Genomic DNA, 22873 nt, shown 5'->3' with positions numbered 1-22873 from the left:
GTGAACACGCCTGAACGAGACCCTGCCATGAGTGAAGAGATCCTGATCAACATCACGCCGATGGAATCGCGCGTGGCGGTGGTTGAAAACGGTGTTCTGCAAGAAGTTCACGTCGAGCGCACGCAAAAACGTGGCATCGTCGGCAATATCTATAAAGGCAAGGTGGTGCGGGTGTTGCCGGGCATGCAGGCGGCGTTCGTCGATATTGGCCTGGATCGCGCGGCATTCATTCATGCCTCGGAAATATCCATGCGTGAAGGCCCGGCCGTGGAGAGCATCAGTGCCCTGGTTCATGAAGGCCAGAGCCTGGTGGTCCAGGTCACCAAGGACCCCATCGGTTCCAAGGGCGCGCGCTTGACCACGCAGCTGTCGATTCCGTCGCGCTACCTGGTGTACATGCCGCGCACCGCCCACGTCGGCATTTCCCTGAAGATCGAAGACGAAGCCGAGCGCGAGCGCCTCAAGCAGGTGGTCAGCGATTGCGTGGAGAAAGAGGGCATCAAGGAAGCTGGAGGTTTCATCCTGCGCACTGCCGCCGAAGGGGCCGGGGCCGATGAAATTCTCATGGACATCCGCTATTTGCGCCGGCTCTGGGACCAGATCGCCGATCAGATCAAGACCATCGCCACCCCCAGCGTGATCTACGAAGACCTCGGTCTGGCGTTGCGGACCCTGCGGGATCTGGTCAGCCCCAAGATTGAGAAAATCCGCATCGATTCCCGGGAAACCTTCCAGAAAACCACCCAGTTTGTGGCGGAGCTGATGCCGGAAATCGCTGATCGTCTCGAGCATTACCCCGGCGAGCGGCCGATTTTCGACCTGTACGGCGTCGAAGACGAAATCCAGAAGGCCCTGGAGCGTAAGGTGCCGCTCAAGTCCGGCGGCTACCTGGTGGTGGACCCGGCCGAGGCCATGAGCACCATTGACGTCAACACCGGGGCGTTCGTCGGCCATCGCAACCTCGAAGAAACCATCTTCAAGACCAACCTGGAAGCGGCCACCGCCATCGCTCGTCAGCTGCGCCTGCGCAACCTGGGCGGAATCATCATCATCGACTTCATCGACATGGAGCATGAAGAGCACCAGCGCCAGGTGCTGCGGACCCTGGAAAAACAACTCGAGCGCGACCACGCCAAGACCAACATCATCGGGATCACCGAACTGGGCCTGGTGCAGATGACCCGCAAGCGCACTCGCGAGAGCCTTGAGCAGGTGCTGTGTGAACCGTGCAGCAGTTGCCAGGGCCGGGGCAAGCTCAAGACCCCGGAAACCGTGTGTTACGAAATCTTCCGGGAAATCCTCCGGGAGGCACGCGCTTACCAGGCCACAGGTTATAGAGTGTTGGCGAACCAGAAAGTGGTGGATCGCCTGCTCGATGAAGAGTCAGGGAACGTTGCGGAACTGGAGGCCTTTATCGGTCGCACGATTCGCTTTCAGGTGGAAACCATGTATTCCCAGGAACAATACGACGTGGTGCTGCTCTGAAGTGGCTTCATGAGCGGCAGCCCCGCGGATTTGAATACTTTTGCCAGGGGAGCCCGCTGACATGGAGCGTCTGACACGCATTTTGGCCGCGCTGACCCGTTGGGGCCTGGGCCTGTGCGCGCTGCTGTTGGTGCTGGTGGCACTGTATGTCAGCCTCGGGCGAGAACTGGCTCCGCTGGTGGCCGAATACCGCGCCGAGGTCCAGACCCGCGCCAGCGAAGCGTTGGGCATCCCCGTGCATATCGGCAGCCTGGACGGTAGCTGGAGCGCCCTGGCCCCCATCCTGCTGGCCCACGACGTGATGGTCGGCGAGGGCGCCAATACCTTGCATCTGGATCAGGTGCGGGCCGTGCCGGACTTGTGGGGCAGCCTGGTGGCGCGTCAGGTGCGCATTGCTCACCTGGAACTCAGCGGCCTGAAGATCAGCCTCAAGGAAGGCGCCGACGGCAAGTGGGCCCTGGAGGGGCTGCCGGTGCAGGACGATCAGCCCCTGGATCCCCAGCAACTGCTCGAGCGCATGCAGATGATCTCGAAGCTGTCGGTGCTCGACAGTCAGGTGACCTTGCAGCCGCTGGAACAACCGCCGCTGACCCTGACCTATGTTGGCCTGAGCCTGCGCACCGGTGTTGCCCGTCAGCGTCTGGATGCTCGACTGACCCTGCCTGACGGCCAACCCGTCGCGATCAACCTGCGCACCCGTATCCGCGCCAGCGACTGGAAGAACGGCCAGGCTGATGTCTACCTGAGTCTGCCGCAAAGCGATTGGTCCAAATGGCTGCCGGAACGCCTGACTCGACAATGGCATTTTTCCCGGATCAAGGCTGGCGCAGAGTTCTGGCTGAGCTGGGGGGCGGGCACCGTGCAAAGCGCGGCCATTCGACTGAACGCGCCGGACATCCAGGGCGCCTATGCCGAGCGCAAGCCGGTGCAGATCCATAACCTGGCGCTCAACGGGTATTTCCAGCGCAGCGACCAGGGATTCAGCGCAACCTTCGATTCCCTGGCAATGAGCCTGGGCGAAACCCGTTGGGAATCGCGCCTGCAGTTGCAACAGAACAACGCCACCGAAAAAACCGAAGAACTCTGGCACGTGCAGGCTGATCGCCTCGACCTCACGCCGCTGACGCCGTTGCTCCATGCCCTGGCGCCGTTGCCCGAGGGTGTTGCCACGGCAATCGACCGGCTCAAGTTCACGGGCGGCCTGCGCAACGTGCTGCTGGACTACCGCCCGCAGAACAGCGGTGATCAGAAAGTCAGCTTCGCCACCAACCTGGACACCGTAGGCTTTGATGCCTATCGCGGTGCCCCGGCGGCGCGCAACGTGTCCGGGAGCCTGAGCGGCGACCTGGGCGGCGGTGAGCTGCGCATGGACAGCAAAGATTTTTCCCTGCACCTGGACCCGATCTTCGCCAAGCCCTGGCAATACTTGCAGGCTAACGCCCGGCTGACCTGGAAACTGGACAAGCAGGGTTTCACGCTGATTGCGCCGTACCTGAAGGTACTGGGGGAGGAGGGCCGGATTGCCGGTGACTTCCTGATTCGCCTGCATTTCGACCACAGCCAGGAAGACTACATGGACCTGCGGGTCGGCCTGGTGGATGGCGACGGTCGCTATACCGCCAAGTATCTGCCTGCTGTCCTGAGTCCTGCGCTGGATGAGTGGCTGCGCACGGCAATCGTCAAGGGCGCGGTGGATCAGGGTTTTTTCCAGTATCAAGGTTCGCTGAACCAGGGCGCTGAAGACGCGGCTCGCAGCATCAGCCTGTTTTTCAAGGTGCATGATGCCGAGCTGGCCTTCCAGCCGGGTTGGCCTTCGGTGAGCAAGGTCAGCGGTGATGTTTTCGTCGAAGACAGCGGCGTGCGTATCTTTGCAAGTCAAGGGCAGTTGCTGGACACCCAGGTCAGGAATGTTTCGGTGAACATCCCCCATGTGCCCAGCGGCCAGAATTCCCATCTGCTGTTGGACGGCGAGTTCGCCGGAGGCTTGGGTGACGGCTTGAAGATCCTGCAGACGGCGCCGATCGGTACGGCGCAGACGTTCGCCGGCTGGGAAGGCGAGGGCGACCTGCTGGGCAGTGTGAAGCTGGATATTCCTTTGGCGAAAGGCGAGCAACCGAAGATTCTGGTGGACTTCAAGACCGACAAGGCCCGGCTCAAGCTCAGCGAGCCGGTGCTGGAGCTGACGCAGCTCAAGGGCGATTTCCGCTTCGACAGCAACAAAGGACTGAGCGGCAAGAATATCGCGGCCCGAGCGTTCGACCGGCCCGTGACCGCGCAGATTTTTGCCGAAGGCCGTGCCGGTGAACTGACTACGCGGGTGGCCGCCTCCGGACAGGTGGAGGTCAAGAAACTCACTGACTGGCTGAAGGTTACACAACCATTGCCGGTGACTGGCGTGGTGCCGTATCAGTTGCAGGTGATCCTCGACGGTGCCGACAGCCAACTGTCGGTCAGTTCCAGTCTCAAGGGCGTGGCCGTGGATCTGCCCGCGCCCTTCGGGTTGGCGCCCGATGCCGGGCGTGACACGGTGTTTCGCATGACCTTGCAAGGCGCGGAGCGCCGTTACTGGGTGGATTATGGCGACCTGGCCAGCTTCACCTACGCGGCGCCGAATGGACAGGTTGCAGACGGTCGCGGTGAACTCTTGCTCGGTAACGGTGATGCGATTCTGCCGGGAGGCAAGGGCCTGCGCCTGCGCGGGACGCTGTCGCAGCTGGATGTGAGTCCGTGGCAGGAGCTGGTGGGCAAGTATGCGGGGCAGGATCCGGGCGGTAGCGCCAAACAACTGCTTAGCAGCGTCGATCTGAACATCGGCAAGCTCACCGCCATGGGCACGACCCTGGACCGGGCTTCGGTGCAACTGGACCGCAAGCCTGACGCCTGGGCTTTGCGACTTGCCAGCGAGCAGGCCAAGGGCACCGCCAGTCTGCCGGACGCGAAGGCCGCACCGATCGGTATCAAGCTTGACTACATTCGCCTGCCGGCCGCCGACCCGACGGTCCAGACCGACGAAAACGCGCCGGACCCGCTGGCCTCGGTCGATCCCCGCAACATTCCGGCCATGGATATTGTCATTGACCAGTTGTTCCAGGGGCCCGACCTCATTGGTGCCTGGTCGTTGAAGGTGCGTCCGACAGGCAAGGGCGTTGCCTTGAACAACCTGGACATGGGCCTCAAGGGCATGGTCTTGAGCGGCAATGGTGGCTGGGAAGGCGTCCCCGGCTCCACCAGCAGTTGGTACAAAGGCCGCATCGGTGGCAAGAACCTGGCCGATGTGCTCAAGGGCTGGGGCTATGCGCCGAGCGTGACCAGCGAGAAATTCCGCCTGGACGTCGATGGTCGCTGGCCTGGCTCGCCAGCGTGGGTCGCCACGAAGCGCTTCTCCGGGAGTCTGGATGCGTCGCTGAGCAAGGGCCAGTTCGTCGAGTTGGAAGGCGGCGCCCAGGCGCTGCGGGTATTTGGCTTGCTGAACTTCAACTCCATCGGCCGCCGATTGCGCCTGGACTTCTCTGACCTGTTCGGCAAAGGCTTGAGTTACGATCGGGTCAAGGGGCTGCTGGTGGCGAGCGACGGTGTTTACGTGACCCGTGAACCCATCACCCTGACGGGACCGTCGAGCAATCTGGAGCTCAACGGCACACTGGACATGGTGGCCGATCGGGTCGACGCCAAGTTGCAGGTGACGCTGCCGGTGACCAACAACCTGCCGATTGCAGCGCTGATTGTCGGCGCGCCAGCGGTGGGTGGGGCGCTGTTTCTGATCGACAAACTGATTGGCGACCGTGTGGCGCGCTTTGCCAGCGTAAGATACGACGTCAAGGGGCCGTGGAAAGAGCCGAAGATTACCTTCGACAAGCCGTTCTGACAGGCGATGATATCCCCCTTGTGGGAGCGAGCCGGTGGGAGCAAAGCTTGCTCGCGATTGCGGTGTATCAGCCAGCCTATATGTTGGATGTACCTGCCTCATCGCGAGCAAGCTTTGCTCCCACAGCCGCCTCGGGCGAGGATAAAAAAGAGGGAAGCACCATGCCAGTGGCAGTGATTCAGATGGTCAGTCAAAGCGATGTGCTCGCCAATCTGGCCCGCGCTCGTGTGCTGCTGGAACAGGCTGCCGCTGGCGGCGCAAGGCTGGCGGTGCTGCCTGAAAACTTCGCGGCCATGGGCCGGCGGGATGTGGCGGACATCGGTCGTGCCGAGGCCTTTGGTCAGGGACCGATCCTGCCCTGGTTGAAACAGACCGCCCGTGACCTCAAGTTATGGATTGTGGCCGGCACGTTGCCGTTGCCGCCGATGGAACAACCGGACGCCAGGGTGCATGCCTGTTCGTTGCTGATCGATGATCAGGGCCAGATTGTCGCGCGCTACGACAAGCTGCACCTGTTCGATGTGGACGTGGCAGACAATCGCGGTCGTTATCGCGAGTCTGATGACTATGCTTATGGCTACAACGTGGTAGTGGCCGATACACCTGTAGGGCGGGTTGGTCTGACGGTTTGTTATGACTTGCGTTTCCCGGAACTCTATAGCGAGCTGCGCGCCGCTGGGGCTGAATTGATCACCGCGCCTTCGGCGTTTACCGCAGTGACTGGCGCTGCCCATTGGGAGGTGTTGATTCGCGCCCGGGCCATCGAGACCCAGTGTTATGTGCTGGCAGCCGCTCAGGGCGGGCTGCATCCAGGGCCACGGGAAACCTTTGGCCATGCAGCGATAGTCGACCCGTGGGGCCGCGTGCTGGCGCAACAGGATCAAGGCGAGGCCGTTTTGCTGGCCGAGCGCGACAGCAGCGAACAGGCGTCCATCCGGGCGCGTATGCCGGTGGCTAGCCATCGGCGCTTTTTCTCGCAGGGCGCTCGACAGCGGCCTGTCCAAGACGACGAATTCAAGGCGTAGAACATATGAGCGGGTTGTTATCCTCAGTCAGTGAACACCTTTTAGCCCCCGGTGGCGTCACCCTCGAAAGCCTGCAAGGGGTGCTGGGCGACCTGGCCGGCCCGGGCATCGATGCAGCCGACCTGTATTTCCAAGGGATGATCTCCGAGTCCTGGTCGCTGGAAGACGGCATCGTCAAGGAGGGCAGTTTCAACCTTGACCAGGGCGTGGGTGTGCGTGCCCAGTCCGGGGAAAAAACCGGCTTTGCCTACAGTAACGCCATCACCCTTGAAGCACTGGGCGCCGCAGCCCGTGCCGCTCGTTCGATTTCCCGGGCCGGGCAGAACGGCAAGGTACAGGCCTTCAGCAGCCAGGACGTGACGCAGTTGTATGCGCCGGACAACCCGCTGGAAGTCATGAGCCGCGCCGAAAAGGTCGAGCTGCTCAAGCGCATCGACGTCGCCACTCGCGCCCTTGATCCACGCATCCAGCAAGTATCGGTGAGCATGGCCGGGGTCTGGGAGCGAATCCTGGTGGCGTCCACCGACGGCGGTCTGGCGGCGGACGTCCGGCCGCTGGTGCGTTTCAATGTCAGTGTGATCGTCGAGCAGAACGGTCGTCGCGAGCGCGGCGGCCATGGTGGCGGCGGACGCACCGATTACCGTTATTTCCTCAGCGAAGATCGCGCCATGGGTTACGCCCGCGAAGCGCTGCGCCAGGCCCTGGTCAATCTTGAAGCGATCCCGGCGCCGGCCGGCACATTGCCGGTGGTGCTGGGTTCTGGCTGGTCCGGTGTGCTGCTGCACGAAGCGGTGGGGCACGGTCTGGAAGGCGACTTCAACCGTAAAGGCAGTTCGGCCTACAGCGGCCGCATGGGCGAAATGGTTGCTTCGAAACTCTGCACCATCGTCGATGATGGCACCCTGGCCGGACGTCGCGGCTCCCTGAGTGTCGACGATGAAGGCACCCCGACCGAATGCACCACCCTGATCGAGAACGGCGTGCTCAAGGGCTATATGCAAGACAAGCTCAACGCCCGCCTGATGGGCGTGGCCCGTACCGGCAATGGTCGCCGCGAGTCTTACGCGCATCTGCCGATGCCGCGCATGACCAACACCTACATGCTGGGCGGTCAGAGCGATCCGGCGGAAATCATCGCTTCGGTGAAAAAGGGTATTTACTGCGCCAACCTCGGCGGCGGCCAGGTGGATATCACCAGCGGCAAATTCGTGTTTTCCACCAGTGAGGCTTACCTGATCGAAGACGGCAAGATCACTGCGCCGGTCAAGGGCGCGACCCTGATCGGCAACGGGCCGGAGGCGATGAGCAAGGTGTCGATGGTCGGTAACGATCTGGCGCTGGACAGTGGCGTGGGGACGTGCGGCAAGGATGGGCAGTCAGTACCGGTGGGTGTCGGTCAGCCGACCCTGAAGATTGATGCGATTACCGTGGGTGGCACGGGCGCATGACGGGAGCGCTGGGTGGAGTGCCAGGCCTCCACCCACGGTCGTTACTCAGCGCAGGCCGCGTTGAGTTTCGTCCAGCTCACGAATGTATTTGAAAATTTTACGGCTCGAGGCTGGTGGCTTGTTTTGCGCCAACTCGTGCTGGGCCTGACGGATCAGGGAGCGCAGTTGCTGACGGTCAGCCTCCGGGTAGTCGATGACGAATTTTTCCAGTACGCCGTCATCGCCTGCGATCAGGCGATCGCGCCAGCGCTCCAGGTTATGGAAGCGTTCGTTGTACTGCCGGGTAGAGGCATCGAGTTGATCGAGCAGAACCAGGATGGCGTCAGTGTCCTGATCGCGCATCAGTTTGCCGATGAATTGCAGGTGCCGTTTACGCGCGATATTCGCGGTGTGCTTGGGCGCATCGGCCAGGGCCCGGCGCAAGGCGTCGGTCAGAGGCAGTTTGGCCAGCAAGTCAGGCTTGAGTGTTGTCAGGCGCTCGCCGAGGTCAACCAGAGCATGCAGCTCGCGTTTGACCTGGGATTTGCTTTTTTCACCCTCGTAGAGGGAGTCGTCGTAAGAATCAACCATGGTGGCAGTCCGCAAAGAAACGCCGCCATGATAACCAGTCGGGGGCCGCTTGTCCGGCCCGGTCGCACGAAGGCCTCAGGTTTGTACGCAAAGTCGCGAAGGCACTATTCGTACAAACCTGACCGAAAGCAGAATTTGAGTGGAGATACACCATGAGTGCAGTTCAGAGCGTCGGCCCGCAAGCATTGCCGGCACTGCAGGAACAAGTCGAGCAGATCCTTGCCGAAGCCAAGCGACAGGGCGCCAGTGCGTGTGAGGTGGCGGTCTCTCTGGAACAAGGTTTGTCGACATCGGTACGCCAGCGCGAGGTGGAGACCGTCGAATTCAATCGCGACCAGGGGTTTGGCATCACGTTGTATGCCGGCCAGCGCAAGGGCTCGGCCAGCACGTCGGCCAGTGGTCCTGACGCCATTCGCGAAACCGTTGCCGCTGCGCTGGCGATCGCCCAGCACACCTCCGAGGACGAAGCTTCGGGCCTGGCCGATGCTGCGCTGATGTGCAAGGAACTGCGAGACTTCGACCTGTTCCACGCCTGGGACATCACCCCGGAACAAGCCATCGAGCAGGCGTTGCGCTGTGAAGCGGCGGCTTTCGACGCCGACCCGCGAATCAAAAACGCCGACGGCACGACCCTCAATACCCATCAGGGCTGCCGTGTATACGGTAACAGCCACGGTTTTATCGGTGGTTATGCGTCGACCCGGCACAGCCTCAGTTGCGTCATGATCGCCGAAGCCAACGGCCAGATGCAGCGCGACTACTGGTATGACGTGAACCGTCAGGGCAATCGTCTGGCAGACCCGGTGAGTATTGGCCGCAAAGCCGCGCAGCGGGCGGCCAGCCGCTTGGGTGCGCGGCCGGTGCCGACCTGTGAAGTGCCGGTGCTGTTTGCCGCCGAACTGGCCGGCGGGTTGTTTGGCAGCTTTTTGTCGGCGGTCTCCGGCGGCAATTTGTATCGCAAATCATCGTTTCTCGAAGGGGCACTCGGCCAGAAACTGTTCCCGGAGTGGATGACCATCGATGAGCGTCCGCACCTGATGCAAGCCATGGGCAGCTCGGCCTTCGACGGCGATGGCCTGGCCACCTACGCCAAGCCATTCGTGGAGAATGGCGAACTGGTGTCCTATATTCTCGGCACCTATTCAGGTCGCAAGCTCGGCATGCCCAGCACCGCCAATGCCGGTGGCGTGCATAACCTGTTCGTGACCCATGGCGAAGAGGACCAGGCAGCCTTGCTGCGTCGCATGGGCCGTGGCCTGCTGGTGACGGAACTGATGGGTCATGGCCTGAACATGGTCACCGGGGACTATTCTCGCGGCGCGGCGGGGTTCTGGGTCGAGAACGGCGAGATTCAGTTTGCCGTCCAGGAAGTCACCATCGCCGGTAACATGCGCGATATGTTCAAGCAGATCCTGGCGGTGGGTAACGACCTGGAACTGCGCAGCAACATCCGCACCGGCTCGGTGTTGATCGAGCGAATGACGGTAGCGGGTAGCTGACCTTCAGCGCAGTAAAAAAGGCGCGTCATCCAAGTGGATGACGCGCCTTTTTATATTTAGAGGAACCTTGTGGCGAGGGGATAAATCCCCTCGCCACAATGAATCTGCTTCAGAGCTTAAGGCTATTCGCCTTCATCGAAGTAGTTGTTGATCAGCCCCACCAACGCATCCAGCGCCTCCTGCTCCTGTTCACCTTCGGTTCGCAGATGGATTTTGGTGCCTTGGCCGGCTGCCAGCATCATCATGGCCATGATGCTTTTGCCATTGATCATTTTCTCGGGGTCACGGCCCACGAGGATCTCGCAAGGAAACTGACCTGCCACACCGACGAACTTGGCTGACGCGCGGGCATGCAAGCCCAGCTTGTTGATGATTTCAATTTCCAGAGCGGGCATCGCGATGTGAATCCTTTAGCTGAGGTCGCGGTGGCGAACCTGGACGTTCTTCAGGGACTGTTGCAGGAGCTGACCCAATCGTTCGGTCAGGTAGACGGAGCGGTGATGGCCACCGGTACAGCCAATGGCAATCGTGACGTAGGCGCGGTTGCTCGCGGCAAAGCGCGGCAGCCATTTGAGCAGGTAGCTGGAGATGTCCTGGTACATTTCCTCGACATCCGGCTGGGCGGCCAGGTAGTCGATCACCGGCTGGTCGAGCCCCGATTGTTCGCGCAGCTCCGGTTTCCAATAAGGATTGGGCAGGCAGCGCACATCGAACACCAGGTCGGCGTCTACCGGCATTCCGCGCTTGAAACCGAACGACTCCACCAGAAATGCCGTACCCGGTTCCGGCTGGTTCAGCAGACGCAACTTGATGGTGTCGCGCAGTTGATACAGGTTCAGGTGGGTGGTATTGACCTTCAGGTCCGCCAAGTCGGCGATCGGCCCCAGCAGCTGACTCTCGTCATGAATGGCTTCGGCCAGGGAGCGGCTTGCGTTGCTCAGGGGATGACGCCGACGGGTTTCGGAGAAACGCTTGAGCAGCGTCTCTTCATCGGCATCCAGATACAGCACATCGCACTGGATGTGCCGATTGCGCACTTCCGCGAGCAGCTCCGGGAACCGCGACAGGTGGCTCGGCAGATTACGTGCATCGATGGAGACCGCCACCAGCGGTTGCGCCAGTTCGGTGTGGATCAGGGCGCGCTCGGCCAGTTCCGGCAGCAGGCCGGCCGGCAGGTTGTCGATGCAGTAGTAGCCGCTGTCCTCAAGCACGTTAAGCGCCGTGCTTTTACCGGAGCCGGAGCGTCCGCTGACAATGATCATGCGCATGTTTAATGACCGTTCTGCTCGTCCAGGACAACCTGATACAAGGCTTCGTTGCTCGGCGCGCTGCGCAATTTCTCGCGCACTTCCTTGCGGTCCAGCATGCTGGCGATCTGGCGCAGCAGCTCAAGGTGCGCATCGGTCGCCGCTTCCGGTACCAGCAGTACAAACAGCAGGTCGACCGGTGCGCCGTCGATGGCGTCGAAATCTATGGGGGCTTCAAGGTGCAGCAGCGCACTGATCGGCGCTGTACAGGCCTTGAGGCGGCAATGGGGAATGGCGATACCGTTGCCAAAGCCGGTGGAGCCCAGTTTTTCACGGGCAAACAGGGCCTCGAAGACATCCTGCATTTCCAGATCCGGTACCTCTCGGTGGATCAGGTTGGCAATTTGTTCGAGGGCTTTCTTTTTACTGCCACCCGGCACGTTCACCTGGGAACGGCCGGGGGTCAGGATGGATTCTAGTCGGATCATGGATTAGGGGGGTTAACGACCGGTCGCGCCCTGGAGGAGGCTCTGGGTCTTTTCCTTATGCTTTTTGAGTTGGCGATCCAGCTTGTCGGTCAGCAGGTCAATCGCGGCATACATGTCTTCATGCGCAGCATTGGCAACCACCTCTCCGCCGGGGATATGCAACGTGGCTTCGATTTTCTGCAGCAGCTTCTCGACGTTCATCGTGACTTGCACGTTGGTGATCTTGTCGAAATGCCTCTCCAATCGTTCGAGTTTTTCGCCGATGTATTCGCGAAGAGGTTCGGTCACTTCCAGTTGGTGTCCACTGATGTTGACTTGCATACAGCTTCTCCTTCGTTGCCAGTGCATAAAGCGGCAGGCAGAAATGCCTGCCACTGGAACGCTGTGGCGTGGCCTGTTACATCAACCGTTTGCGTTCGCTCGAAGGTGCGATCCCGAGGGATTCACGGTATTTGGCGACGGTACGGCGGGCCACCTGAATGCCTTGTGCCTCCAGTAAACCAGCGATCTTGCTGTCACTCAACGGCTTTTTCTGATTTTCCGCGGCCACAAGTTTTTTGATGATCGCGCGGATGGCTGTGGACGAGCATTCACCGCCTTCGGAGGTGCTGACGTGGCTGGAGAAAAAGTATTTCAGTTCATATATGCCCCGGGGGGTATGCATGAATTTCTGGGTGGTCACCCGCGAAATCGTCGACTCGTGCATGCCCACTGCCTCGGCAATGTCGTGCAGGACCAACGGCTTCATGGCTTCGTCGCCGTACTCCAGGAAGCCGCGCTGATGCTCGACGATCTGAGTGGCTACTTTCATCAGGGTTTCGTTGCGGCTTTGCAGGCTCTTGATGAACCAGCGCGCTTCCTGCAACTGGTTGCGCATGAAGGTGTTGTCGGCGCTGGTGTCCGCGCGCTTTACGAAACCGGCGTACTGGGCGTTGACCCGCAGCTTGGGCACCGATTCCTGGTTCAGTTCCACCAGCCAGCGGTCGTTGTGCTTGCGCACGATCACGTCGGGAACCACGTATTCGGGTTCGGTGGACTCGATCTGTGAACCTGGGCGCGGGTTGAGGCTCTGGACCAGCTCGATCACCTGGCGCAGTTCATCTTCCTTGAGTTTCATGCGACGCATCAACTGGCTGTAGTCGCGACCGCCCAGCAAGTCGATGTAATCGGTGACCAGTCGCTTGGCTTCGGCCAGCCAAGGCGTCTTGGCGGGTAACTGACGCAGTTGCAACAGCAGACACTCGCCCAGGTTGCGAGCACCGATGCCGGCGGGTTCGAACTGCTGGATGCGGTGCAGGACGGCTTCGATTTCGTCCAGCTCAATGTCCAGCTCGGGGTCAAAGGCCTCGAGGATTTCTTCAAGCGTCTCGTCCAGGTAGCCCTGATTGTTGATGCAGTCGATCAGCGTCACGGCAATCAGACGATCGGTATCGGACATCGGCGCCAGGTTCAGTTGCCACAGCAAGTGGCTCTGCAGGCTTTCGCCGGTGGAGGTGCGGGTAGTGAAGTCCCACTCGTCGTCATCGCTGCTGGGCAGGCTGCTGGCGCTGGTCTGGTAGACGTCTTCCCAGGCAGTATCCACGGGCAGATCGTTGGGGATGCGTTCATTCCATTCGCCATCCTCAAGGTTATCCACCGTCGGGGCGGTTTCCTGATAGGACGGTTCCGGGATTTCGGTGTTGGTCTTTTGCTCGACGTTATCGGCCAGCGGATCGGTGTTGTCGAAGTCGTCGCCTTCTTCCTGGCGTTCGAGCATCGGATTGGACTCCAGGGCCTCCTGGATTTCCTGTTGCAGGTCCAGGGTCGACAATTGGAGCAGGCGGATGGCCTGTTGCAGCTGCGGTGTCATCGTCAGCTGCTGGCCCATTCTCAAGACTAGCGATGGTTTCATGGCTGGGGCTTAACACCTTATTCGCCGGCGCACATGCGCCATCCACTACAGGGCGCCGAAGCGCCAAACTTAAGCAAATTATATGCCTGAAACTGAAGTGTTTGCCTAGGGCGTCACGTAATAAAATTAGCGACGCCGAGGTGATTGACCAGACACTTTTCGCTTACAGGCGGAACTCATGGCCCAAATACACTTCCTTGACCAGTTCATTGGCCAGGATGGTCGCGGAGTCGCCTTCGGCAATCAACTGGCCATCATTGACGATATAGGCGGTTTCACAGATATCCAGCGTCTCGCGAACGTTGTGGTCGGTGATCAATACGCCGATGCCCTTGGCCTTGAGATGGTGGATGATCTGCTTGATGTCGCCGACCGAAATCGGGTCCACGCCAGCGAATGGTTCGTCCAGCAGGATGAATTTCGGTGCGGTGGCCAGGGCGCGAGCGATTTCCACGCGGCGCCGTTCGCCACCGGACAGGCTCATGCCCAGGTTGTCGCGGATGTGGCTGATGTGGAATTCCTGCAGCAGGCTTTCCAGTTCCTGGCGGCGACCGGCTTTGTCGAGTTCCTTGCGGGTCTCGAGGATCGCCATGATGTTGTCGGCAACCGACAGTTTACGGAAGATCGACGCTTCTTGCGGCAGATAGCCGATACCGGCCTTCGCCCGGCCATGCATCGGCTGGTGGCTGACGTCCAGGTCGTCGATCAGGACGCGGCCTTGATCGGCCTGAACCAGGCCGACGATCATGTAGAAGCAGGTGGTCTTGCCCGCGCCGTTGGGGCCGAGCAGGCCGACGATCTGGCCGCTGTCGATGGACAGGCTGACATCACGCACGACTTGGCGGCTCTTGTAGCTCTTGGCCAGGTGCTGAGCTTTCAGAGTTGCCATTACTGGGCCTTCTGCTCGTCGGTTTTCTTTTTCGGCTGGATGACCATGTCGATCCGTGGACGCTGCTCGGTGACCTTGCTGCCAGTGGCGCGACCGGCGCTGGCCAGCTTTTTGTTCGTGTCGTAGACGATTTTCTCGCCCTGGGTGGTGTTGCCGTCCTTGTCGATGACCTTGGCGCGATCGATCAGCACCACGCGGTCTTTGGCGGCGTGGTACTGAATGGTTACCCCGTAGCCTTGAACCGGCTTGGTGTCGCCCGCGGTTTGCATCTGCTCGAAGTAGGCCAGGTTGCCCACCGAGGTGACGACGTCGATGTCGCCGGACTGGGTGCGGGTGATGGTCACGGTGTTGCCGGTGACCTTCATCGAACCCTGGGTGATGATCACGTCACCTTTATAGGTGGCTACACCGTTCTTGTCGTCCAGTTGGGCGTCGTCGGCCTGGATGCGGATAGGCTGGTCGCGGTCGGTGGGGAGGGCCCAGGCGCTCGCGCTTCCCAGTGCTGCGCCCAGACTGAGCAAAATAGGGAGGGTTTTAGCGAGCTTCATACTGTCCTCTTACGTTCGATAGCAGGTGTATCCTGCTTTCCTTCAAATACGCTTTCATTCCCGTGCCGGTCGACACACCACCGGCGCCGTCGATTCTAACGGGTTGCTCGGTCTGCGCATATTCTCGCTGCGGGAAGACTGTCATACGACTGCTGGTAATGATGGTCGTACGGTTCTTCTCATCGGTCCGGGCGATGCGTACCGAATCAATCAGTTCCACTTCGGTGCCGTCGGGATTGACCTCGGCGCGTTCGCTCTGCACGTGCCACGGAAACTCGGTGCCCCTGAACATGTTCAGGTCTGGCTTGGTGACCAGTGTGATTTCGCTGGCCTTGACGTGGTCGACTTTGTCGGACGTCATTTCATACTGCACTTTGCCATCGGGCAGGTATTGCAGGGTATGCGTGTTGGTCGCATACCAGTCGATATCATTTTCCTGGACCTTGACCGCAGGGCGGTCGAGGAAGCGTTCCGGGCTGATGTTCCAATACCCGACCGCCGCGAAAATCGCTGCGATGCAGCCGAACACCACGATGGTGCGAATTTTCTTGCTTAGCATAAATGGCTCACAGATACGCGGCGTTGGCCGCCTCGAGGCGGCCTTGGGCGCGAAGGATCAGTTCACAGAATTCACGGGCGGCCCCTTCGCCGCCTCGCGCCGTGGTGATGCCGTGGGCGTGCTCGCGCACGAAGCCGGCCGCGTTTGCCACCGCCATGCCCAGGCCGACCCGACGAATCACCGGCAGGTCCGGCAGGTCGTCACCGAGGTAGGCGACCTGTTCATAGCTTAGGTTGAGTTGCCCCAGAAGCTCGTCCAGCACCACCAGTTTATCTTCACGTCCCTGATAAAGGTGGGGGATGCCGAGGTTCTTCGCGCGCCGCTCGACCACCGGGGTCTTGCGGCCACTGATGATGGCGGTCTGCACGCCAGCGGCCATCAGCATCTTGATGCCTTGGCCGTCGAGGGTGTTGAAGGTCTTGAATTCGCTGCCGTCTTCGAGGAAATAAAGGCGGCCGTCGGTCAGGACGCCGTCCACGTCGAACACGGCCAGTTTGATCGCTTTGCCACGTTGCAGTAGGTCTGTGTTCATTTACATGACTCCCGCACGCAGCAAGTCGTGCATGTTCAGGGCGCCCACCGGGCGGTCTTCGTCGTCGACCACCACCAGGGCGCTGATCTTATGGTCTTCCATGATTTTCAAGGCCTCGGCGGCGAGCATCTCGGCGCGTGCCGTTTTGCCGTGGGGGGTCATGACCTGCTCGATGGTCGCACTGTGAATGTCGATCGAGTGGTCCAGGGTGCGACGCAGGTCGCCGTCGGTGAAGATCCCGGCGAGTTTGCCGTCAGTTTCGAGAATGACCGTCATGCCCAGACCCTTGCGGGTCATTTCCATGAGTGCATCCTTGAGCAGCGTGCCGCGTGGCACCTGTGGCAGCTCCTGACCTGCGTGCATCACGTTTTCCACTTTCAACAGCAGGCGACGGCCCAGGGCGCCGCCGGGGTGGGAGAACGCGAAGTCTTCAGCGGTAAACCCCCTGGCTTCCAGCAACGCCACGGCCAGGGCATCACCCATGACCAGGGTGGCGGTGGTGGAAGAGGTCGGCGCCAGGTTCAACGGGCAGGCTTCGTGCTCGACATGAACATTGAGATTGACCTCGGCGGCTTTGGCCAGGGGCGAATCCGGATTGCCAGTGACACTGATCAGTTGGATCCCCAGGCGCTTGATCAGCGGCAGCAGGGTGATGATCTCATTGGTCGAGCCAGAGTTGGACAGGGCCAGGATGATGTCTTCCCGGGTGATCATGCCCATGTCACCGTGGCTGGCTTCGGCCGGATGGACAAAAAATGCCGGAGTGCCGGTGCTGGCCAGGGTGGCGGCGATCTTGTTGCCGATGTGTCCGGATTTTCCCATGCCGACCACGACCACCCGACCCTTGCTGGCCAGAATCATCTCGCAGGCACGTACGAAATCAGCGTCGATATGGGGCAGCAAGCCTTGTACGGCTTCGAGCTCGAGGCGGATGGTACGTTGTGCCGATTGAATCAGGTCGCTGGTTTGGTTCATGTCAGAGATCGCATGGCTCGATGAAAAGGCGGCGATTATAGCGGCAATGAACAATTCCCTCACGTTAGTTCGTCATGCTTTGTTCGAGCGATTCACATGGCTTGATACAAAGTCTCTTCTTTTAGCGGTATCCGGACTGAACGGGCGCGGGCTTGGGCCTTGGGCGCTTGGGTGTTGCAGTGATATAGTTCGCCGCCGGTTCGGGTGCCCGGCAGTCCGGCGTTTGTCGGTTGGCCAGGGCATTCGGATGTGAGGCTGCATCGCAAGGAGTTTAGATGAGTGCCGACAACGCCTACGCGGTCGAGCTGAAGGGATTGTCCTTCAAGCGAGGGGCGCGCAGCATTTTCAATGACATCGATATCCGCATTCCCCGTGGCAAGGTCACCGGCATCATGGGGCCTTCCGGGTGCGGCAAGACCACGCTGTTGCGGCTGATGGGTGCACAGTTGCGCCCCAGTGCCGGCGAAGTCTGGGTCAATGGGCAGAATCTTCCAAAGCTGTCGCGCAGCGATCTGTTCGATGCGCGCAAGCACATGGGCGTGCTGTTCCAGAGCGGCGCCCTGTTCACCGATCTCGACGTGTTCGAGAATGTGGCGTTCCCCTTGCGGGTCCATACCGACCTGCCTGAAGAGATGATTCGCGACATCGTCCTGCTCAAATTGCAGGCGGTCGGGCTGCGGGGTGCCCTGGACTTGATGCCGGACGAACTGTCCGGTGGCATGAAGCGCCGCGTCGCTCTGGCCCGGGCGATTGCCCTTGATCCGAAGATCCTCATGTATGACGAACCCTTCGTCGGCCAGGACCCGATCGCCATGGGCGTGCTGGTGCGCCTGATCCGTCTGCTCAACGATGCGCTGGGTATTACCAGTATTGTGGTGTCCCACGACCTGGCCGAAACCGCGAGCATTGCGGACTACATCTACGTGATCGGCGATGGCCAGGTGCTGGGGCAGGGTACGCCCCAGGAATTGAAGGCCTCGGACAGCCCGCGCATTCGTCAATTCATGAAGGGTGATCCGGACGGGCCTGTGGCGTTCCATTTTCCGGCCACGGATTACCGCACCGATCTGCTGGGGAAGCGCTGATGCGCAAGAAATCACTGATAGAAAGAGTTCGCCTGTTTGGTCGTTCCGGCATCGATGTGGTGGCAGTGCTGGGCCGTTCCTCGCTGTTTCTGATGCATGCCCTGCTGGGGCGCAACACGACGGGTGGCGGGTTTGGGCTGCTGGTGAAGCAACTGCACTCGGTGGGCGTGATGTCCCTGGTGATCATCGTGGTCTCCGGGATCTTCATCGGTATGGTCCTGGCGCTGCAGGGGTTCAACATCTTGTCCAGCTACGGTTCGGAGCAGGCGGTTGGACAGATGGTCGCGCTGACATTGTTGCGTGAGCTGGGACCTGTGGTGACCGCGCTGCTGTTTGCCGGGCGTGCCGGTTCGGCGCTGACGGCCGAAATCGGTAACATGAAGTCCACCGAACAGTTGTCCAGTCTGGAAATGATCGGTGTCGACCCGCTCAAGTACATCATTGCCCCGCGCCTGTGGGCCGGTTTCATTTCCCTGCCGGTGCTGGCGATCATTTTCAGCGTCGTGGGGATCTGGGGCGGCTCGTGGGTGGCTGTAGACTGGCTGGGGGTCTATGAAGGTTCCTACTGGTCCAACATGCAGAACAGTGTCGATTTTCTCGACGACGTGCTCAACGGCGTTATCAAAAGTGCCGTATTCGCTTTCGTGGTGACCTGGATCGCCGTGTTTCAAGGCTATGACTGTGAGCCCACGTCAGAGGGGATCAGCCGTGCCACAACCAAGACCGTGGTGTACGCCTCGCTGGCGGTCCTGGGCCTTGACTTTATTCTGACCGCCTTGATGTTTGGAGATTTCTGATGCAAAACCGCACCCTGGAAATCGGTGTCGGCCTTTTCTTGCTGGCTGGCATCCTGGCTTTGCTGTTGTTGGCCCTGCGGGTCAGTGGCCTGGCGCCGACCGCAAGCACCGACACTTATAAACTTTATGCTTATTTTGACAATATCGCCGGTTTGACGGTCAGAGCCAAAGTGACCATGGCTGGTGTAACCATCGGCAAGGTCACGGCAATCGATCTGGACCGCGACAGTTTCACCGGTCGGGTGACGCTGCAGCTGGAAAAGCGCGTGGATAACCTGCCGACTGACTCCACTGCATCGATCCTCACTGCTGGGCTGCTGGGCGAGAAATACATCGGTATCAGCGTTGGCGGTGAAGAAGCTTTGCTCAAGGATGGCGGGACCATCCACGATACGCAGTCGTCGCTGGTGCTTGAGGACCTGATCGGTAAATTCCTGCTCAATACCGTTAGCAAAGACGCCAAATGAGGAGCTTTTGAATGATCTCTATCTTGCGACGTAGCCTGTTGGTGCTGCTCGCGGCGCTGCCGCTGATGGCCAACGCCGTGGCCGCGCCTTCGGCCCATGAAATCATCCAGGACACTACCACCCGGTTGCTGGCAGACCTGGCCGCCAACAAAGAGAAATACAAGCAGGATCCGGGGGCGTTCTACGACGCGCTGAACGGCATCGTCGGCCCCGTGGTGGATGCCGACGGTATTTCCCGAAGCATCATGACCGTCAAGTACTCGCGCAAGGCGACCCCGGCGCAGATGACGCGCTTCCAGGAAAACTTCAAGCGCAGCCTGATGCAGTTCTACGGCAACGCCTTGCTCGAATACAACAACCAGGGCATCACCGTTTCGCCGGCCAAGGACGAAAGCGGCAACCGCACCAGCGTCGATATGCAGGTCAAGGGCAATAACGGCGCGATCTACCCTGTGTCCTACACGCTCGAGAAAATCAACGGCGAGTGGAAGGTGCGTAACGTGATCATCAATGGCATCAACATCGGCAAGCTGTTCCGCGATCAGTTCGCTGATGCGATGCAGCAAAACGGCAATGATCTGGACAAAACCATCGACGGTTGGGCCGGTGAAGTGGCCAAGGCCAAGGAAGTTGCCCAGGATGCTCAAGAGAAGCAGGCGCAATGAGTGAGTTGGCGAGTGAGTCGGCCGTTCGTTTGGGCGAATCTGGCGAGCTGTTGCTCAGTGGCGTGCTGGACTATCGCACTGGCCCGGTCTTGCGCAAGCAGGGCCAGGCGCTGATCGGCTCTGCCGGCGCCGCAGAGCTGGTCATTGACTGCTCGGCGGTGCAGAAGTCCAGCAGTGTCGGCCTGTCCCTGCTGCTGTGCTTCATGCGTGACGCCAAAGCTGCCGGAAAAACCTGGAGCATCCGTGGGATGCCCGAAGACATGCGCGAAATAGCCCAGGTCAGCGAACTGACCGAGCTGTTGGTGCACTCCTGACCCACATCCCTGAAAAAGCCCCCCGTCAGAGTCCTGCTTCGCGGGGTTCGCAGGCGCGGGGCTTTTTTGTATGATGTGCGACCCGTGCGCACAGGGCGCCGATAGAGGTTGAGCATGCAGGCCGTAGAAGTGAAGAGCTTCCTTGAAGGAAAGCTGCCCGAAACTGTCATTGAAGTTGAGGGCGAAGGCTGCAACTTTCAGCTGAACGTGATCAGCGATGAACTGGCGGCGTTGAGCCCGGTGAAGCGTCAGCAGCAGATCTATGCCCATTTGAACCCGTGGATCGCCGATGGCAGCATCCATGCGGTCACTATGAAATTTTTCAGCCGCGCGGCCTGGGCCGAGCGCACCTGAGCCCAAGGGCGTCGAGATTCTTATGGATAAACTGATTATTACCGGCGGCGTTCGTCTTGATGGCGAAATCCGCATTTCCGGGGCAAAGAACTCCGCCCTGCCGATCCTGGCCGCGACGTTGCTGTGCGATGGCCCGGTGACCGTGGCGAACCTGCCGCACCTGCACGACATCACCACCATGATCGAGCTGTTCGGTCGCATGGGCATTGAACCGGTGATCGACGAAAAGCTCAGCGTCGAGATCGACCCGCGCACCATCAAGACCCTGATCGCCCCGTACGAACTGGTGAAGACCATGCGTGCGTCGATCCTGGTACTGGGACCGATGGTCGCCCGTTTCGGTGAAGCCGAAGTTGCCTTGCCGGGTGGTTGCGCCATCGGCTCGCGTCCGGTGGACCTGCATATCCGCGGCCTGGAAGCCATGGGTGCGGTGATCGACGTCGAGGGTGGCTACATCAAGGCCAAGGCGCCTGAAGGCGGCCTGCGTGGCGCTCACTTCTTCTTCGATACCGTCAGTGTGACCGGTACCGAGAACATCATGATGGCGGCCGCACTGGCCCGCGGCCGCAGCGTTTTGCAAAACGCCGCCCGTGAGCCTGAAGTGGTGGACCTCGCCAACTTCCTGATCGCCATGGGCGCCAAGATCAGCGGCGCCGGCACCGATACCATCACCATCGATGGTGTTGAGCGCCTGCATTCGGCCACTTACAAAGTGATGCCGGACCGGATCGAAACCGGCACCTACCTGGTGGCTGCTGCTGTCACCGGTGGCCGCGTCAAGGTCAAGGACACCGATCCGACCATTCTTGAAGCCGTCCTGGAGAAACTCAAGGAAGCCGGTGCCGAAGTCACCTGCGGCGAAGACTGGATCGAAGTGAACATGCACGGCAAGCGGCCTAAAGCCGTCAACGTGCGGACCGCCCCGTACCCGGCGTTCCCGACCGACATGCAGGCGCAGTTCATCTCCCTCAACGCCATTGCCGAAGGCACCGGTGCGGTGATCGAGACGATCTTCGAAAACCGTTTCATGCACGTCTACGAACTGCACCGCATGGGCGCCAAGATCCAGGTCGAAGGCAACACCGCCATCGTGACCGGTACCGAGAAACTCAAGGGCGCGCCAGTGATGGCCACCGACCTGCGGGCTTCGGCCAGCTTGGTGATTTCGGCTCTGGTTGCCGAAGGCGACACCCTGATCGACCGTATCTACCACATCGACCGTGGTTACGAGTGCATCGAAGAGAAACTGCAGATGCTCGGCGCCAAGATCCGTCGCGTACCGGGCTAGGTCCGGCTGCATGGGCGCAGGGACGCGCCTGTTGATTTCGTTTCAGGTCGAGGGTGGTAACACCCTCGATGTGTGTCCGGCGCCGCTTGCGACCGGGCATGAGTACCTTGATAAGGACTGACGTTTCCCATGTTGACCATTGCACTGTCCAAGGGCCGCATCCTTGATGACACCTTGCCGCTTCTGGCTGAAGCGGGCATCGTGCCGACCGAGAATCCGGACAAGAGCCGCAAGCTGATCATTCCCACGACTCAAGCCGATGTGCGCTTGCTGATCGTGCGCGCCACCGATGTTCCGACTTACGTTGAACATGGTGCCGCCGACCTGGGCGTTGCCGGTAAGGACGTGCTGATGGAGTACGGCGGCCAGGGCCTGTACGAGCCCCTGGACCTGCGGATCGCCCGCTGCAAGCTGATGACCGCCGGCAAAGTCGGTGCGCCAGAGCCCAAGGGCCGTTTGCGGGTGGCGACCAAGTTCGTCAACATTGCCAAGCGTTATTACGCCGAGCAGGGCCGTCAGGTCGATATCATCAAGTTGTACGGTTCGATGGAGCTGGCGCCGCTGATCGGCCTGGCGGACAAGATCATCGATGTGGTCGACACCGGCAACACCCTGCGGGCCAATGGCCTGGAGCCCCAGGATTTCATTGCCGACATCACCTCCCGGCTGATCGTCAACAAGGCTTCGATGAAAATGCAGCACGCCCGTATCCAGGCTCTGATCGATACCCTGCGCAAGGCAGTGGAATCGCGACACCGCGGCTGATTCACCTGCGCGACCTTGAGTCGCGCCCGTCTATCCGTGTCATAGCCAATTTTCTCAGGTGCCCACGCGAATGGACTGGTAGCTTAGGGCGCCTGAGCATTTGCCATTAATGAGGCC

The 22873-nt window shown here is 60.5% G+C and carries 24 protein-coding genes; 13 read left to right on the top strand and 11 right to left on the bottom strand.

Features of this window, described 5'->3' with window-relative positions:
* The first annotated feature begins 27 nt into the window (after positions 1-27).
* The 4 genes from rng to tldD all read left to right on the top strand — a co-directional run bounded on the left by rng (position 28) and on the right by tldD (position 7823).
* Positions 28-1485, top strand: a complete 1458-nt coding sequence (gene rng / locus QOM08_RS23835; protein WP_047228677.1) for a ribonuclease G — start codon at positions 28-30, stop codon at positions 1483-1485.
* 61 nt (positions 1486-1546) lie between these two features.
* Complete coding sequence (locus tag QOM08_RS23830) at positions 1547-5350, top strand: YhdP family protein (protein WP_316912216.1); 3804 nt, start codon at positions 1547-1549, stop codon at positions 5348-5350.
* Positions 5351-5511: 161 nt separating this feature from the next.
* A complete protein-coding gene (locus QOM08_RS23825; RefSeq protein WP_047228675.1) occupies positions 5512-6375 on the top strand; it encodes a carbon-nitrogen hydrolase family protein in 864 nt (287 codons plus the stop codon).
* Positions 6376-6380: 5 nt separating this feature from the next.
* Positions 6381-7823 (top strand): metalloprotease TldD, encoded by a 1443-nt coding sequence (gene tldD / locus QOM08_RS23820; RefSeq protein WP_047228674.1) that lies wholly within the window; start codon positions 6381-6383, stop codon positions 7821-7823.
* Between the two features lie 45 nt (positions 7824-7868).
* Here tldD and yjgA read toward each other — a convergent pair whose 3' ends face one another.
* Positions 7869-8393 (bottom strand): ribosome biogenesis factor YjgA, encoded by a 525-nt coding sequence (yjgA, locus tag QOM08_RS23815; protein ID WP_003197830.1) that lies wholly within the window; start codon positions 8391-8393, stop codon positions 7869-7871.
* Between the two features lie 152 nt (positions 8394-8545).
* Here yjgA and pmbA point away from each other — a divergent pair, with 152 nt between their 5' ends.
* Positions 8546-9892 (top strand): metalloprotease PmbA, encoded by a 1347-nt coding sequence (gene pmbA, locus QOM08_RS23810; RefSeq protein WP_047228673.1) that lies wholly within the window; start codon positions 8546-8548, stop codon positions 9890-9892.
* Positions 9893-10014: 122 nt separating this feature from the next.
* On the opposite strand, the gene QOM08_RS23805 is transcribed toward pmbA, so the two are convergent.
* The 10 genes from QOM08_RS23805 to QOM08_RS23760 form a co-directional block, all read right to left on the bottom strand.
* Entirely contained in the window at positions 10015-10287 is a 273-nt protein-coding gene (locus QOM08_RS23805) for an HPr family phosphocarrier protein (RefSeq protein ID WP_047228672.1), read from the bottom strand.
* Positions 10288-10302: 15 nt separating this feature from the next.
* The gene (gene rapZ / locus QOM08_RS23800; RefSeq protein ID WP_047228671.1) at positions 10303-11160 is read right to left on the bottom strand and encodes an RNase adapter RapZ; all 858 of its coding nucleotides are present in this window, start codon (positions 11158-11160) and stop codon (positions 10303-10305) included.
* Between the two features lie 2 nt (positions 11161-11162).
* Entirely contained in the window at positions 11163-11627 is a 465-nt protein-coding gene (ptsN, locus tag QOM08_RS23795) for a PTS IIA-like nitrogen regulatory protein PtsN (RefSeq protein WP_047228670.1), read from the bottom strand.
* 12 nt (positions 11628-11639) lie between these two features.
* Positions 11640-11948: a ribosome hibernation-promoting factor, HPF/YfiA family gene (gene hpf, locus QOM08_RS23790; RefSeq protein ID WP_047228669.1), complete on the bottom strand. Its 309-nt coding sequence runs from the start codon at positions 11946-11948 to the stop codon at positions 11640-11642.
* Positions 11949-12024: 76 nt separating this feature from the next.
* Positions 12025-13518, bottom strand: coding sequence for an RNA polymerase factor sigma-54 (locus QOM08_RS23785; protein ID WP_047228668.1), 1494 nt, complete (start codon positions 13516-13518; stop codon positions 12025-12027).
* A 163-nt stretch (positions 13519-13681) separates the two neighbouring features.
* A complete protein-coding gene (gene lptB, locus QOM08_RS23780) occupies positions 13682-14407 on the bottom strand; it encodes an LPS export ABC transporter ATP-binding protein (RefSeq protein WP_047228667.1) in 726 nt (241 codons plus the stop codon).
* Entirely contained in the window at positions 14407-14955 is a 549-nt protein-coding gene (lptA, locus tag QOM08_RS23775) for a lipopolysaccharide transport periplasmic protein LptA (protein ID WP_047228666.1), read from the bottom strand. Before lptA ends, lptB begins: the two co-directional genes overlap by 1 nt.
* A complete protein-coding gene (gene lptC, locus QOM08_RS23770; protein ID WP_047228665.1) occupies positions 14942-15514 on the bottom strand; it encodes an LPS export ABC transporter periplasmic protein LptC in 573 nt (190 codons plus the stop codon). Before lptC ends, lptA begins: the two co-directional genes overlap by 14 nt.
* Before the next feature lie 7 nt (positions 15515-15521).
* Positions 15522-16046: a KdsC family phosphatase gene (locus tag QOM08_RS23765; RefSeq protein ID WP_047228664.1), complete on the bottom strand. Its 525-nt coding sequence runs from the start codon at positions 16044-16046 to the stop codon at positions 15522-15524.
* Positions 16047-17021 carry a KpsF/GutQ family sugar-phosphate isomerase gene (locus QOM08_RS23760; protein WP_047228663.1) on the bottom strand — a complete coding sequence of 325 codons (975 nt, stop codon included), beginning with the start codon at positions 17019-17021 and terminating at the stop codon, positions 16047-16049.
* 275 nt (positions 17022-17296) lie between these two features.
* Here QOM08_RS23760 and QOM08_RS23755 point away from each other — a divergent pair, with 275 nt between their 5' ends.
* From QOM08_RS23755 to hisG, 8 genes are all read left to right on the top strand, one after another.
* Entirely contained in the window at positions 17297-18106 is an 810-nt protein-coding gene (locus QOM08_RS23755) for an ATP-binding cassette domain-containing protein (RefSeq protein ID WP_047228662.1), read from the top strand.
* Positions 18106-18903: a lipid asymmetry maintenance ABC transporter permease subunit MlaE gene (gene mlaE, locus QOM08_RS23750; protein ID WP_047228661.1), complete on the top strand. Its 798-nt coding sequence runs from the start codon at positions 18106-18108 to the stop codon at positions 18901-18903. The genes QOM08_RS23755 and mlaE overlap by 1 nt, the downstream gene beginning before the upstream one ends.
* Entirely contained in the window at positions 18903-19370 is a 468-nt protein-coding gene (gene mlaD / locus QOM08_RS23745) for an outer membrane lipid asymmetry maintenance protein MlaD (protein WP_047228660.1), read from the top strand. The genes mlaE and mlaD overlap by 1 nt, the downstream gene beginning before the upstream one ends.
* A gap of 11 nt (positions 19371-19381) precedes the next feature.
* Positions 19382-20035, top strand: a complete 654-nt coding sequence (locus QOM08_RS23740) for a phospholipid-binding protein MlaC (RefSeq protein ID WP_047228659.1) — start codon at positions 19382-19384, stop codon at positions 20033-20035.
* Positions 20032-20349: a lipid asymmetry maintenance protein MlaB gene (locus QOM08_RS23735; protein WP_047228658.1), complete on the top strand. Its 318-nt coding sequence runs from the start codon at positions 20032-20034 to the stop codon at positions 20347-20349. Before QOM08_RS23740 ends, QOM08_RS23735 begins: the two co-directional genes overlap by 4 nt.
* Before the next feature lie 114 nt (positions 20350-20463).
* The gene (locus QOM08_RS23730) at positions 20464-20703 is read left to right on the top strand and encodes a BolA family protein (protein ID WP_047228657.1); all 240 of its coding nucleotides are present in this window, start codon (positions 20464-20466) and stop codon (positions 20701-20703) included.
* Between the two features lie 22 nt (positions 20704-20725).
* Positions 20726-21991 (top strand): UDP-N-acetylglucosamine 1-carboxyvinyltransferase, encoded by a 1266-nt coding sequence (murA, locus tag QOM08_RS23725; protein WP_092394064.1) that lies wholly within the window; start codon positions 20726-20728, stop codon positions 21989-21991.
* A gap of 129 nt (positions 21992-22120) precedes the next feature.
* Positions 22121-22756: an ATP phosphoribosyltransferase gene (gene hisG / locus QOM08_RS23720; protein WP_047228656.1), complete on the top strand. Its 636-nt coding sequence runs from the start codon at positions 22121-22123 to the stop codon at positions 22754-22756.
* Positions 22757-22873 lie beyond the last annotated feature (117 nt).

Source organism: Pseudomonas sp. P105, assembly GCF_032614175.1.
GTDB lineage: Bacteria > Pseudomonadota > Gammaproteobacteria > Pseudomonadales > Pseudomonadaceae > Aquipseudomonas > Aquipseudomonas rhizophila.
This window is presented reverse-complemented; position numbering and strand designations above follow the sequence as displayed.

Coding starts and splice junctions, on each gene's coding strand:
- ptsN (WP_047228670.1), bottom strand. CDS start 11,627: ATGATCCGACTAGAATCCATCCTGACCCCCGGCCGTTCCCAGGTGAAC.
- murA (WP_092394064.1), top strand. CDS start 20,726: ATGGATAAACTGATTATTACCGGCGGCGTTCGTCTTGATGGCGAAATC.
- tldD (WP_047228674.1), top strand. CDS start 6,381: ATGAGCGGGTTGTTATCCTCAGTCAGTGAACACCTTTTAGCCCCCGGT.
- rng (WP_047228677.1), top strand. CDS start 28: ATGAGTGAAGAGATCCTGATCAACATCACGCCGATGGAATCGCGCGTG.
- yjgA (WP_003197830.1), bottom strand. CDS start 8,393: ATGGTTGATTCTTACGACGACTCCCTCTACGAGGGTGAAAAAAGCAAA.
- mlaE (WP_047228661.1), top strand. CDS start 18,106: ATGCGCAAGAAATCACTGATAGAAAGAGTTCGCCTGTTTGGTCGTTCC.
- lptC (WP_047228665.1), bottom strand. CDS start 15,514: ATGCTAAGCAAGAAAATTCGCACCATCGTGGTGTTCGGCTGCATCGCA.
- QOM08_RS23830 (WP_316912216.1), top strand. CDS start 1,547: ATGGAGCGTCTGACACGCATTTTGGCCGCGCTGACCCGTTGGGGCCTG.
- QOM08_RS23755 (WP_047228662.1), top strand. CDS start 17,297: ATGAGTGCCGACAACGCCTACGCGGTCGAGCTGAAGGGATTGTCCTTC.
- mlaD (WP_047228660.1), top strand. CDS start 18,903: ATGCAAAACCGCACCCTGGAAATCGGTGTCGGCCTTTTCTTGCTGGCT.
- rapZ (WP_047228671.1), bottom strand. CDS start 11,160: ATGCGCATGATCATTGTCAGCGGACGCTCCGGCTCCGGTAAAAGCACG.
- pmbA (WP_047228673.1), top strand. CDS start 8,546: ATGAGTGCAGTTCAGAGCGTCGGCCCGCAAGCATTGCCGGCACTGCAG.
- QOM08_RS23765 (WP_047228664.1), bottom strand. CDS start 16,046: ATGAACACAGACCTACTGCAACGTGGCAAAGCGATCAAACTGGCCGTG.
- QOM08_RS23825 (WP_047228675.1), top strand. CDS start 5,512: ATGCCAGTGGCAGTGATTCAGATGGTCAGTCAAAGCGATGTGCTCGCC.
- QOM08_RS23735 (WP_047228658.1), top strand. CDS start 20,032: ATGAGTGAGTTGGCGAGTGAGTCGGCCGTTCGTTTGGGCGAATCTGGC.
- QOM08_RS23805 (WP_047228672.1), bottom strand. CDS start 10,287: ATGCCCGCTCTGGAAATTGAAATCATCAACAAGCTGGGCTTGCATGCC.
- hisG (WP_047228656.1), top strand. CDS start 22,121: ATGTTGACCATTGCACTGTCCAAGGGCCGCATCCTTGATGACACCTTG.
- hpf (WP_047228669.1), bottom strand. CDS start 11,948: ATGCAAGTCAACATCAGTGGACACCAACTGGAAGTGACCGAACCTCTT.
- QOM08_RS23785 (WP_047228668.1), bottom strand. CDS start 13,518: ATGAAACCATCGCTAGTCTTGAGAATGGGCCAGCAGCTGACGATGACA.
- lptB (WP_047228667.1), bottom strand. CDS start 14,407: ATGGCAACTCTGAAAGCTCAGCACCTGGCCAAGAGCTACAAGAGCCGC.
- QOM08_RS23740 (WP_047228659.1), top strand. CDS start 19,382: ATGATCTCTATCTTGCGACGTAGCCTGTTGGTGCTGCTCGCGGCGCTG.
- QOM08_RS23760 (WP_047228663.1), bottom strand. CDS start 17,021: ATGAACCAAACCAGCGACCTGATTCAATCGGCACAACGTACCATCCGC.
- lptA (WP_047228666.1), bottom strand. CDS start 14,955: ATGAAGCTCGCTAAAACCCTCCCTATTTTGCTCAGTCTGGGCGCAGCA.
- QOM08_RS23730 (WP_047228657.1), top strand. CDS start 20,464: ATGCAGGCCGTAGAAGTGAAGAGCTTCCTTGAAGGAAAGCTGCCCGAA.